At 74.1% G+C, this 11,845-nt stretch carries 13 protein-coding genes; all 13 read left to right on the top strand.

What is annotated here, in order from left to right:
- The coding region (locus VKV23_11375; GenBank protein HLI16635.1) for an SRPBCC family protein at positions 1-926 on the top strand (926 nt) is incomplete at its 5' end.
- Complete coding sequence (locus VKV23_11370) at positions 926-1,429, top strand: aromatic-ring-hydroxylating dioxygenase subunit beta (GenBank protein ID HLI16634.1); 504 nt, start codon at positions 926-928, stop codon at positions 1,427-1,429. The genes VKV23_11375 and VKV23_11370, both read left to right, overlap by 1 nt.
- Positions 1,430-1,469: 40 nt before the next feature.
- Entirely contained in the window at positions 1,470-2,345 is an 876-nt protein-coding gene (locus tag VKV23_11365; protein ID HLI16633.1) for a VOC family protein, read from the top strand.
- A gap of 6 nt (positions 2,346-2,351) precedes the next feature.
- The gene (locus tag VKV23_11360) at positions 2,352-3,632 is read left to right on the top strand and encodes a M20/M25/M40 family metallo-hydrolase (protein HLI16632.1); all 1,281 of its coding nucleotides are present in this window, start codon (positions 2,352-2,354) and stop codon (positions 3,630-3,632) included.
- Between the two features lie 106 nt (positions 3,633-3,738).
- A complete protein-coding gene (locus VKV23_11355; protein ID HLI16631.1) occupies positions 3,739-4,146 on the top strand; it encodes a cupin domain-containing protein in 408 nt (135 codons plus the stop codon).
- Between the two features lies 1 nt (position 4,147).
- On the top strand, positions 4,148-4,993 hold the full coding sequence (locus VKV23_11350) for a fumarylacetoacetate hydrolase family protein (protein HLI16630.1): 846 nt from the start codon (positions 4,148-4,150) through the stop codon (positions 4,991-4,993).
- Between the two features lie 50 nt (positions 4,994-5,043).
- Positions 5,044-6,216 (top strand): amidohydrolase/deacetylase family metallohydrolase, encoded by a 1,173-nt coding sequence (locus tag VKV23_11345; protein HLI16629.1) that lies wholly within the window; start codon positions 5,044-5,046, stop codon positions 6,214-6,216.
- A 59-nt stretch (positions 6,217-6,275) separates the two neighbouring features.
- Positions 6,276-6,650, top strand: coding sequence for a hypothetical protein (locus tag VKV23_11340; protein ID HLI16628.1), 375 nt, complete (start codon positions 6,276-6,278; stop codon positions 6,648-6,650).
- Complete coding sequence (locus VKV23_11335; protein HLI16627.1) at positions 6,643-8,865, top strand: N,N-dimethylformamidase beta subunit family domain-containing protein; 2,223 nt, start codon at positions 6,643-6,645, stop codon at positions 8,863-8,865. Before VKV23_11340 ends, VKV23_11335 begins: the two co-directional genes overlap by 8 nt.
- Positions 8,866-8,959: 94 nt before the next feature.
- Positions 8,960-10,189: a cytochrome P450 gene (locus tag VKV23_11330; protein HLI16626.1), complete on the top strand. Its 1,230-nt coding sequence runs from the start codon at positions 8,960-8,962 to the stop codon at positions 10,187-10,189.
- 15 nt (positions 10,190-10,204) lie between these two features.
- Entirely contained in the window at positions 10,205-10,972 is a 768-nt protein-coding gene (locus VKV23_11325) for a sulfite exporter TauE/SafE family protein (protein ID HLI16625.1), read from the top strand.
- 184 nt (positions 10,973-11,156) lie between these two features.
- Positions 11,157-11,639 carry a VOC family protein gene (locus VKV23_11320; protein ID HLI16624.1) on the top strand — a complete coding sequence of 161 codons (483 nt, stop codon included), beginning with the start codon at positions 11,157-11,159 and terminating at the stop codon, positions 11,637-11,639.
- Between the two features lie 17 nt (positions 11,640-11,656).
- On the top strand, positions 11,657-11,845 hold a 189-nt coding region (locus VKV23_11315; protein ID HLI16623.1), incomplete at its 3' end, for a hypothetical protein.

The following is an 11,845-nucleotide window of genomic DNA, read 5'->3' as shown; positions in this document are numbered from 1 at the left end:
CCTCGCCCGACGCCTACCCGAGCGACTCCGGCTTTCGCGAGCGCCTCGGGCTGCGGCCGGTGGCCGGCCTCGAGATCCTCCACGACTTCGTCTTCATCACCTTCAACGAGCAGGCGCCGCCGCTCGCCGAGTACCTCGGGGACGCCGCCTACTACCTCGGGCTCGTCGCCGACCACTCGCCGGCTGGGATGCGCGTCCTGCCGGGGACCCAGCGCTACTTCTCGCGCGCCAACTGGAAGCTCGGCGTCGAGAACGCGATGGACGGCTACCACTTCTCGCCGAGCCACATCACCTTCCTCGAGTACCTGAAGTCCACCGGCTTCACCACCTCCGACGAGGGCGGGCGCGGACTCAAGCTGGACCGGGGCCACGTCGTCGGGATCCAGAACGGCCACTCGGGGCGGGTGGGGTTCGACTGGGAGCCCCGCTTCGGCGAGGCCGAGCGGGCCCGCATCGAGGCGAACCGCCAGGCGCTCTTCGCCCGGCTGGACCGCGAGCGCGCCTCGCTCATCGCCGACTACAGCCGCACGCTCTTCATGTTCCCGAACCTGCTGCTGTTCGACATCGAGGGGATCTCGATCCGCCTGCTCGAGCCGGTCGCGCCGAACCTGACGGAGATCTCCGCCTTCGCGCTGGCGCCCCGCGACGAGCCCCCGGAGGCCACCGACCTGCGGCTGAAGATCCTGGCGAGCTTCATCGGTCCCGGCGGCCTCGCGACGCCCGACGACCTCGAGGCCCAGGAGGCGATCCAGCGCGCCATCGAGGCGACGGCGGGGGACCCGCGCCGGGGGGTCGACTGGAACGACGTCTCGCGTGGGATCGCGCTCGAGGCGGAGGGCGGCCCGGTGCGGACGATCGACGAGGGCCGCGTGCGCCACTTCTGGCGCCGCTGGAACGGGCTCGTGACGGGCACGCAGGAGGTGTGATGGCGATCGCTACCTTGGCCGCGCTCGACGAGGTGACGCGGCCGGTCGTCGAGGAGTTCCTCTACGACGAGGCCGAGCTCCTGTCGGCCTGGCGCTGGGACGACTGGCTCGCGCTCTTCGTGCCGGGGGCGCGCTACGAGGTGCCCACCTTCGACGTGGACGGGCACTCCGGCCGGGAGGCGCAGTACTTCATCGCCGACGACTGGGACCTGCTGCAGGCGCGCATCACGCGCATGAAGAGCAAGAACGCGCACGCCGAGAACCCCCCCTCGCACACCCACCGGCTGATCTCCAACGTCCGGCTCGCACTCGAGGGCGACGAGCTCGCGGTGCGGGCGAACTTCATCGTGCACCGGATGCGCGACGGGCTGCTCGACCCCTACGTCGGCCGCTACGAGCACCGCCTCGTGCTCGTGGACGGCCGCCTCCGGTTCGCGCTGCGGCGGGCGGTGCTGCTCACCGAGGCCGTGCGCCCGGGGACGCGCCTCAGCTTCATCTTGTAGACGGACGGACCGCCGAGCGCTGGCGGAGGGAGGCGGGGACATGAGGCCGAGAGCCCCCTACGGATTCGAGTACGCCCGGATCGCGGTGCCCGAGCTCGCGCCGGCGCAGGAGTTCTACGAGTACGTCGTCGGCCTCACCCCGGTCGACGTCGAGCCGGGCCGGGTGACGCTCCGGGCCGACATCGACCACCACTGCATCGAGCTGCGCGAGGACCGCTCGCTGTCGGAGATGGAGGTGCTCGCCCTCGGCTTCAGCGCGGAGAGCGCCGAGCATCTCGAGGACCTGAGGTCCCGGCTCACCGGCGCGGGCTACCCCGTACTCCCGATCGACGACGCGATGCGCCCGGTCATCACGGACGGCTTCGCGACGACCGACCCGAACGGCATCCGGCTCGAGTTCGTCCACGAGTTCCAGGTCTTCGCCGAGCCCCCCTTCGTCGAGATCCGGCCCGTCGACATCGTCCACCCCTTCCTCGGGACGCCGGAGTTCGAGAAGTCGCTCGCCTTCTACACCGAGGTGCTCGGCTTCCTCCCCTCGGACTTCATCGCCTTCCGGAGCGCCTTCCTGCGCGGCGAGGACCGCTACCACCACTCGATCGCCCTGCGCCTCGCCGACAAGGTCGAGGTGGCGCACATCTGCTTCATGATGAAGAGCTTCGACCACGTGATGCGCGGCTTCGCCAAGGCTCGCTACAAGAAGATCCCGTGCCCGTCGGGGCTCGTCAACCACTCGGCGTCTCGCTCGATCGCCTTCTACATGGAGGTCCCGAGGTTCGGGCCGCCGATCGAGCTGTGCGACGGCCACGTCGTGTTCACCCCCGAGCAGCACGAGACCCACGTGCCGAGGCGCATGTCGGCCGACCCCCGCAACATCGACGTGTGGCGGGCGGCCGCCGACGACTGGGGGCTCACCTAGCACGTGGTGCTGCCCGAGCGGGCGGTCGACGCCGGGGAGCTGGAGGCGCTCCTCGGGGAGGCGATGGCGATCCCGAGCCCGGCCGGCGCCGAGGAGGCCCTCGCCGAGCACCTCGCGCAGCACCTCGTCGAGCGCTGCCCGGGCGCGACCGTGCGGCTCGAGCGCTTCGCCCCCGGGCGCGCGAACCTCGTCGCCGAGGTCGGAACGGGGCGAGGGGGCCGCCTGCTCCTCTACAGCCACCTCGACACCTCGCTCTCGGGCGACCCGGTGCTCGACCGGTTCGCCGCGCCCGAGGACCCGGGCACCGGCCTCGCGCGCGAGGGCGACCTGCTCGTCGGGCGCGGCGTCGCGGTGGCGAAGGGTCCCGCCGTCGCCGCGCTCCTCGGCTTCGCGGCGGCGGCGCCCCTGCTCCGCGACGCGCCCGGGGGTGCGACGCTGCTGCTCGCCGCCGGGGGGACCCACCGCGCCGCGCCGGCCTCGCTGCGCTTCGCGCCGGGGGTCCCCGCGGGCGGGGCGGGCGCCGGCGTGCGCCGCTTCCTCGCCGGCGCGCGCCCGAGCGCGGCGCTCGTGGCGAAGGCCGGCCCACCGGCCGTCCTCCACGAGGAGCCCGGGGCCGCCTTCCTCGTCGTCTCGCTCGCCGGGCCCGGTGGCCTCGTCATGTCCCGCACGGCCGCCCTCGCCCACGGGGGGGTGCCCGCCGCGCTCGGCGCGGCGGTCGCCGGCGTCGAGGCGGCGCGCACCCGCTTCCTCGCTCGGGACCTGCCGGCCGGGTCGCAGGCCGGTCGGGAGCTCGGCGTCGGCGCGGCGTGCACCGGGCTGCCGTACAAGCCGGATCTCTTCGGCGCGCTGGCGGAGCTGTACGCCTACGCGGTGCTCGCCCCGGGCGACGACGCGGGCACGCTCGCCGGCGAGGTGGAGGCGGCCGTGCGCGAGGCCCTCGGGCGCGCCCGGCACGCCGAGGTCTCGGTGCGGGTCGAGGTCCTCGAGGCGGCGCCCTCGCAGCGCACCGACCCCCGGGCGCGCATCGTGCGGCTGGCGCGGGCCGCGTACGAGCAGGTCCGCAAGGTGCCGCCGCGTCCCGTCGAGCGCTGGACCGGGTCGACCGACGGCGTGGTGCTGCGGGCGGCCGGGATCGAGACGGCGCGCGTCGGGCCGACGCCGGTCGCGCACCCTTCGGGGGTCGAGGCGCTGCGCCTCGCCGACCTCGTCGACGCGGCGCGCATCTACGCGACGGTCGCCCTCGCCTACGCCCTGGAGCCGGGCGTCGAGGCGGCCGGCGACGCTTGACACCCTCCCGGACGCCCGACGAGACTTACATGGCAAGAGGCGGTCCCACAAAACGAGACGGAACCGGGGGGACCGGCCCGGCCGCAGGAGCCACGAGGGAGACGGGATGACCACGAGCGCGAGGCGGGCAGTCGTCGCCACCTGGGACAGCATCCCGTTCGAGCAGGTACGGCGGGGCGTGACGCGCCGCGCCTTCGGGACCGAGGACGTCATCCTCGTGCTGAACGAGATCGCGCCGGAGATGGATCCGGCGCCGCACACCCACGAGGGCTTCGACCAGATCGCCCTCATCCTCTCGGGGCGGGCCCGCTACCACATCGCCGGGGTCGGCCACGAGGTCGGGCCAGGCTCGCTCCTGCTCATCCCAGCGGGCGAGGAGCACTACATCGAGCCGGCGGGCGCGGAGCCGGTGCAGAACCTCGACGTCTTCGCGCCCGCCCGGAGCGACTACCGCCACCTGCTCGCCTGGATGGCGGGCGCGAGCGCCCCGGCGAGCCCGGGCGGGGGGGGCTGACGTGGCCTACCTCGCGCTCGCCGGGGGGATCGGTCGGGTCGAGGAGGACGGGACGGTCGCGCTCCTCGCCCTCGACGCGCCGAGCCTCGCCGCGCACCTTGCGGCCGGCGGGACGCTCGCCGACCTCGCCCGCGCGCCCGCACGCGAGCGCGTGGCCTCCGAGCAGGTCGCGCGCGCGAGCCTCGTCGGTTCCTCGGCGACCGTGTGGGGGATCGGGCTCAACTACCACTCGAAGCAGCGCGCCACCGGACGCAAGCTCCCCGAGCACCCGGTGCTGTTCGCCAAGGCGCCCTCGGCGCTCGCGCAGCCCGGCGAGCCGGTCGTCGTGCCGCAGGCCGCCCCGAGCTGCGTGGACTACGAGGGCGAGATCGCCGTCGTGGTCGGGGCGCCGCTGTTCGAGGCCGACGCGCGCGCCGCCGAAGCGGCGGTCGCGGCGGTCGCGGCCGCGAACGACGTCACGGCGCGCGACGTGATGCGCCACACCGGCAGCCCGACGCTGGCGAAGAGCTTTCCGAGCTTCGGCCAGCTGGCGAGCGAGTTCTTCGAGCCGAGCGAGCTCGGCGGCCTCGGCGCCGTGACCGTCGAGACCCACGTCAACGGCGAGCTGCGCCAGCGCGACCGGGCCGACGGGATGATCCTGCCCGTCGGCGAGCTGCTGGCGCTCCTCTCGCGCTACGTCGTGCTGCGGCCCGGGGACGTCGTCCTGACGGGCACCCCGGCGGGCACCGGCGAGGACCTCGGCGCCTACCTCGTCCCGGGCGACGTCGTCGAGGTGTCGATCGGTGGGCGCGAGCCGCTGCGCAGCGAGGTCGCCGAGCTGGCACGGGTCGGCTGCTCGGGCGGGTGAACCGGTGGGCACCGGCTGGGGGGCCGTGCCCGAAGCGACGAAGGAGTGACATGGCAAACGACTACGACCTCGTCCTCGTCGGGGGCCGGGTTCGGGACCCCGCGTCGGGGCTCGACGCGGAGGCGGACGTCGCGGTCGCCGCGGGGCGGATCGTCGCCATCGACACGGGTCTGTCCGCCGGCGCCCGGTCGGTCCTCGACTGCCGCGGGTGCTACGTCTCGCCCGGCCTCGTCGACAGCCACACCCACATCTTCTGGCCCGTCTCGAAGGTGGGCGCGCCGGCGGACGAGGCCCACCTGCGCCGTGGCGTCGTGGCGGCGGCGGACGCGGGGACGGCCGGCGCCTCGACCTTCGCCGCCTTCCGGCGCTTCGTCGTCGAGCCGACCCGCCTGCGGATCTGCAGCTTCCTCAACGTCTCGGTGCTCGGGCTCATCGACTTCCGCTTCGGCGAGCTCCTCAACCCGGCGACGCTCGTGGCCGACGACGCCGTCGAGACCGCGGCGGCGAACCGCGACGTCGTCCGGGGGCTCAAGATCCGGATGTCGACCGACGTGGTCGGCACCCGGGCGCCGGAGGCGCTGGCCCTGCTCGAGCAGGCGGTGGCGGTCGGCGAGCGCGCCGGGGTGCCGCTGCTCGTCCACATCGGCGAGACGGCGCCGAGCCTCGACGAGATCCTCGCCCGGCTCCGTCCCGGCGACGTCGTCGCCCACTGCTACACCGGCAAGGAGGAGAACATCCTCGACGAGGACGGCAAGGTGCGGCCCTCGGTGCTCGAGGCCCGCGAGCGCGGCGTGCGCTTCGAGTGCGCCCACGGCAAGAGCAACTTCAGCTACCTCGTGGCGGGGCCCGCGATCGAGCAGGGCTTCCTCCCCGATGTCGTCTGCTCGGACACGAGCTACCGCAACTGGAACGGCCCGGTCTTCGACCTGCTCACCACGATGTCGAAGCTCGTGGCGCTCGGCATGGACCTCGACGACGTCCTCGAGCGGGCGACGGCGGCGCCCGCCCGGCTCCTCGGCCTGTGGGACGAGGGCTACGGGCGGCTCGAGGTCGGCGGGCCCGCGCACCTCAGCGTCTTCGAGCGCCTCGAGGCCGCGGACGAGCTCTTCGACGCCGCGGGCAACACGCGGCCGGTGCATCGCCTCGAGCCGCGCTGGACGGTCGTCGGCGGCGAGGCCGTCGAGCCGCTGCCCTGGCGCGGTGCGGTCGCCTCGGCGAGCTGACCGGCGCATCGGCCGGGCGCGGCGCGCCGGGGGTTCGTGCGAGGACGCGTCGAGGCGTCGTGCGCATCGGTGAGGCCGGTGACCGCGGCGCGCCGGCGCGCGCCCTGCAGGAGGCCCGGATCCGTGCCTACCTCGCGGGACTCGTCGACGAGGCGCTGATCGAGGAGCATCGGCGGCGGCCTGTCGGCCACCACTCGCCCGCCCTCGCCGAGGTCCTCGCCTTCCTCCGCCAGGCCCCCGTCGCGGGCAAGCTCGCCCTCGTGGCGAGCGTCCCCGGCCGCGAGTGGCGCGTCGTGCGCCTCTCGGGCCGCCAGGGCGAACCGCACGAGCCGGTGGGCAGCGACGTCTACCGCAGCGAGGACGAGGCGCGCCACGCCCTGTTCCTGCGACGCCTCGAGGAGGCGGGCCTCGTCGGAGGTTCCCGCGGTGGCTGAGCGGCCCTACCTCGCCGGGTACGCGGACCGCCTCACGGCCCGCGCCGGTGAGGTGGTGACGGTGATGGCCGCTGCCCACGCGACGCTGCGGGCGGACGTGCAGCTCGTGCGGCTCGGGGCGTGCGACGCCACCGGGCAGGTGCGCGAGCAGGTCGTGGCCGACCTCGGCGAGGCCGTCGTGCGCCCGCAGGTGACGCGCCCGGGATCGTGCGTCGTCGTCGAGGGTGCGGCCCGCCGCTGGCCGGCGGGCGCGTTCGCCGCCGCCTGCGCGCTCATGCCGACGCGCCTCGGTCGCCGCCAGGCGCTCTTCGCCCAGGACGACGGCACGTCGCGCTGGTGGCTCGGGCTGGATGCCGAGGGCCGCGTGCTCGCCGAGGCGAACGGGCCCGGCGGCGCCTGCTCGGCGCGCACCGGCGCGCCGCTCGTCGCCGGCGCGTGGTACGCGGTGGCGGCGCGCTTCGACCCGGCTGGCGGGCTCGCCGTGGAGGCGCAGCCGCTGCCGGCGAGCGCCTCCTGGCGGGTCGCCCCCTCGAGCGCGGTGGTCGCGACGCGCGCCGAGTCGAGTGCCCCCGCGCCGCTCGACGGCCTCCTCGAGGCCCCGCTCGCCATCGCGGCGAGCCTGGACGGCTCGCCGGCGGCGTGGACGGAGTGCCTCGACGGCAAGCTCGAGGCGCCGACGCTCGCCGCGGGCCCGCTCGACGAGGCGCTGCTCGCGGCGGTGGCGGGCGACCTCGAGGCGCTCGGCGGGCGCCTGCTCGCCCGCTGGGACTTCGAGGAGGCGCTCGCCGGCGGCTGCGCGTCGGGCGTCGCCGTCCCGGCGCGCCCGGATCCGAGCCTCGAGGGCCGTCTCGTCAACACGCCGATGCTCGCGGTGACCGGCCACGCCTGGGACGGTCGCGAGCAGGACTTCCGGCTGGCGCCGCGCCAGTACGGGGCGATCCACTTCCACAGCGACGACCTCGACGACTGCCGCTGGGAGGAGACGCTGCGCGTCGAGCTGCCCACGGACCTGCCCTCCGGCGCCTACGCCGTGCGGCTCGCGGGCGAGGGCCTCGTCGAGCGGGTCCCCGTGTTCGTGCGCCCTCGGGGCGCGCCCAGCGCCGACCTCCTCGTCCTCGTGCCGACGGCGAGCTACCTCGCCTACGCGAACGACCACCCGGTGAGCGACGGCCAGCTGTGCCAGGCGGTCGCGGGAGCGACGCCGGTGCTCTACGAGGACGACCTCGTCCTCCACGAGCACCGGGAGTGGGGGCTCTCCTGCTACGACGTCCACCTCGACGGGAGCGGCGTCGCGTACTCCTCGCGTCTTCGGCCGCTGCTCAACATGCGCCCGACGCACCGCTACCACATCGGGCCCTGGCAGCTGCCGGCAGACCTCAACCTGCTGTCGTGGCTGGATGCGGAGGGGATCCCGTACGACGTCGCCACCGACGAGGACCTCGAGCTCGAGGGCACCCGCCTCCTCGCCCCCTACCGGGCGGTCGTGAGCGGGACGCACCCGGAGTACTACTCGACACGCATGCTCGACGCCCTCGAGGGCTACCTCGACGGCGGCGGCCGCCTCGTGTACATCGGCGCCAACGGCTACTACTGGCGCATCGCCTTCGACCGGGAGCGCCCGCACGTCATCGAGGTGCGGCGGGGCCACGCCGGCTCGCGGGCGTGGGACTCGGCCCCCGGCGAGGTCCACCTCGCCTTCACCGGCGAGCTCGGCGGGATGTGGCGGCACCTCGGCCGGCCGCCGCAGCGGCTCACCGGCGTCGGCTACGCCTGCCAGGGCTTCGACGTCTCCGGCTACTACCGCCGCCTGCCCGACAGCTACGACGAGCGCGTCGCCTTCATCTTCGCGGGCGTCGAGGGCGAGACGTTCGGGCACGCCGGCGCGATCGGCGGCGGCGCCGTCGGCCAGGAGCTCGACCGCTACGACGCGAGCCTCGGCAGCCCGCCCGACGCGCTCGTGCTCGCCACGAGCGAGGGGCTCGACGAGTCCTACCGGCGCTGCGTCGAGGAGATCCCCTTCACGGTCGCCGGGACGAGCGCCCTCCTCGACCCCGACGCCCGCGCGGACGTCGTCTACCTCGTCAAGCCGGGCGGCGGTGCCGTGTTCTCGACCGGGTCGATCGCCTGGTGCGGCGCGCTCGAGCACGACGGCGCGATCGCGCGCATCACCCGCAACGTGCTCGCGCGCTTCCTCGACCCCGCGCCGCTCCCGTGAGCGCCCTATCTCGCTTCGAGAGACGCTGTCGCGATTCGTTGAACGGCGGCGCCGCGCAACGTATCCTGGTCGGCGAGCCTGCGGGAGGTGCGAGATGAGCAACGAGCGACAGCCGAAGGTCGAGTTCGACCACCACGCGCCCGACTTCCCCGCCGTCGCCGCCTACCGGGAGCTGCGCCAGCGCTGCCCGGTCGCCTGGACCGACACCTACGGCGGCTTCTGGATCCTGAGCCGCTACGAGGACATCGCCCGCGCCGCGCGCGACGACGAGACCTTCTCCTCCGGCCGCACCCCCGACGGGCGCGGCGGGATCGTCATCCCGCAGTGGAACTCCGAGACGTCGATCCCGATCGAGCTCGACCCGCCGCAGTCCGTCCCCTACCGGCGGATGCTCAACTACCTGCTCTCGCCCGCGGCCGTCGAGGCGATGAAGCCGCGCATCGCCGAGTACACGACGGCGATGATCGACGCCTTCATCGAGCGCGGGGAGTGCGACTTCATCAACGAGCTCACGAGCCCGGTCCCGGCGCTGCTGACGGTGAACTGGCTCGGCTTCCCGGCCGAGTACTACGCGCGCTTCGCCCAGGCGGTGCACGACGTCTTCGGGTCGGCTCCCGGCACCGAGCGCGAGCGCCGCGGGATCGAGGGCATGGACTGGATCATGCAGGAGACCAAGGCCCTCGTCGACGCGCGTCGGCGCGAGCCGCGCGACGACGTCGTGAGCTACCTGTGTGCGCAGGAGATCGACGGGCGACCCCTCAGCGACGAGGAGATCCTGTCGATGGTGAAGCTCCTCATCGGCGGGGGGATGGACACGACGACCTCGCTCACCGGCCAGACGCTCGTGTGGCTCTCGGAGCACCCCGAGGCGCGCCAGCGCCTCATCGACGAGCCGGAGCTGCTGCCGAGCGCGACCGAGGAGTTCCTGCGGGTCTTCGCCCCCTCCCAGTCGATGGCGCGCACCGTCCGCCGGCCCGTCGAGGTCGGCGGGTGCCCGATGCACGTCGGGGACCGCGTCCTGCTGCCGTGGGTGGCGGCGAACTTCGACGAGACGGTCTTCGAGAACCCCGACGAGGTCCAGCTCGACCGGCCGAAGAACCGACACGCCTCGTTCGGCATCGGCATCCACCGCTGCGTCGGCTCGCACCTCGCCCGGGCGATGTTCCAGGAGATGATCACCCAGGTGCTCGCGCGGCTGCCCGACTACCGGGTGCTGACGGATCGCCTCGTCGCCTACCCCTCGCACGGCAACCAGACGGGGTGGGACGTCGTGCCGGCGGTCTTCACGCCCGGTCGGCGCACCCGCGCCCCGAGCGCGGCCTGAGGCGCCGGCTGAGCGGTGGCCCTGAGCGCCGCGCACTACCTCGTCGCGGCCGGGGCCGGCCTGCTCGCCGGGCTCGTCAACGCCGTCGCGGGCGGTGGGACGCTGATCTCCTTCCCGGCCCTGCAGGCGGTGGGGCTGCCTGCCGTCGGGGCGAACGTGACGAACATCGTCGCTCTGACCCCGGGGTACCTCGCCGGCTCCCTCGCGCAGCGGGCCGACCTCGAGGGCCGGCTGCGCCGGGCGCGCCGGCTGTCCGTGCTCGCCGCGCTCGGCGGACTGGCGGGTTCGCTCCTCCTCGTCTCGATCCCGGCGCGAGCCTTCCGTGCTGCGGTGCCGTTCCTCCTGCTCGCGTCGTGCGGGCTCCTCGTCGTGCAGGACGCCCTGCGCGCCCGGCTCGCACGCCGGGCGCGGCACGAGGGAGCGGATCGCCTGCCGCCAGAGCTCGGCCTGTGGGCAGGCGTGTTCCTCGCCGCCGTCTACGGCGGGTTCTTCGGCGCCGGCCTCGGCATCATGCTGCTCGCCATCCTCGGGCTGTTCTCGGAGGACACGCTCGCGCGCAACAACGCGCTGAAGCAGGCGCTCTCCCTCGTCATCAGCCTCGTGGCGAGCTGCTTCCTCGCGTTCTCCGGGCACGTCGTGTGGTCGCTCGCCGCCGTGATGGCGGTCACGGGCATCGTCGGCGGCGCGCTCGGGGGCCGCTTCGCCCGCGTCGCCCGGCCCGGCTTGCTGCGCGCGCTCGTCGTCGCCTTCGGCATCGCCGTCGCGGTTCGCTACTGGGCGTGAGGGGCGCCTGTCTTGCAATACAAGATCATGTCCCGCAATCTGCTTGACTACCGGACGGGCGGCTGGTACGGTGCCGCGGTCGGCGGCGCGCGCCGGGCGAGGCCTGCCGGTCGCGCCGGCATCGGAGGGGTCCGGCCCGGCCCGCCGGATCGTGGAGCTGAGTGGCCGAGGAGGAGGGAGCGCCATGGCGCGAACGCTCACTGAGCCCCGTTGGACCCATGTCGCGATCCCCGTGACGAACCTCGAGCGGGCGATCGAGTTCTACACGACGCTCACGCCCCTCGTCGTCGTGGCACGCCACGAGACCGAGGACGGCTACGGCGCGTGGCTGTCGAACGACAAGCAGGTGGAGACGCCCTTCGTCCTCGTCATCTCGGAGTTCAAGCCGAAGACCGCGGCGAACTTCGGGATCGAGCCGGGCAAGCCCCACCCGACGCTCGCCCCCTTCGCCCACATCGGCATCGAGCTCCCGAACAAGGAGGACGTCGACGCCGTCGCCGAGCGGGCGCGCCAGATGGGCGTGCTCCACTGGGAGCCGCGTGAGATGGCAGAGCACATCGGCTACATCTGCGCGGCGCGCGACCCCGACGGGAACGTCATCGAGTTCTCCTGGAACCAGAAGGTGTACTCCACGATCCAGCAGCTGTGGGGCTCGAGCGAGTCCTAGTCCCGGGAGGAGGCAAGGTGGCGACCGTGGCCGTGCCGGCGCCCCTCGTCGGGCGCCAGAGCCCGTTCATCGACGAGGATCTCGAGGCGCGCATCTTCCGCGTCCATCGCGACGCCTTCCGCAGCCAGGCGGTCTTCGATCGGGAGCGCTCGCAGATCTGGAACCGCTGCTGGCTCTACCTCGGTCACGCGAGCGAGCTGCCGAAC

It is taken from the genome of Acidimicrobiales bacterium (assembly GCA_035294085.1).
GTDB lineage: Bacteria > Actinomycetota > Acidimicrobiia > Acidimicrobiales > Bog-793 > DATGLP01.
The sequence above is the reverse complement of the archived record's forward strand: the minus strand, read 5'-3'. Positions and strand labels throughout refer to the sequence as shown.

Excerpts from the sequence above, each read along its gene's own strand:
- VKV23_11320 (HLI16624.1), top strand. The coding sequence starts at position 11,157 with ATGGCGCGAACGCTCACTGAGCCCCGTTGGACCCATGTCGCGATCCCC.
- VKV23_11365 (HLI16633.1), top strand. The coding sequence starts at position 1,470 with ATGAGGCCGAGAGCCCCCTACGGATTCGAGTACGCCCGGATCGCGGTG.
- VKV23_11355 (HLI16631.1), top strand. The coding sequence starts at position 3,739 with ATGACCACGAGCGCGAGGCGGGCAGTCGTCGCCACCTGGGACAGCATC.
- VKV23_11330 (HLI16626.1), top strand. The coding sequence starts at position 8,960 with ATGAGCAACGAGCGACAGCCGAAGGTCGAGTTCGACCACCACGCGCCC.
- VKV23_11370 (HLI16634.1), top strand. The coding sequence starts at position 926 with ATGGCGATCGCTACCTTGGCCGCGCTCGACGAGGTGACGCGGCCGGTC.
- VKV23_11345 (HLI16629.1), top strand. The coding sequence starts at position 5,044 with ATGGCAAACGACTACGACCTCGTCCTCGTCGGGGGCCGGGTTCGGGAC.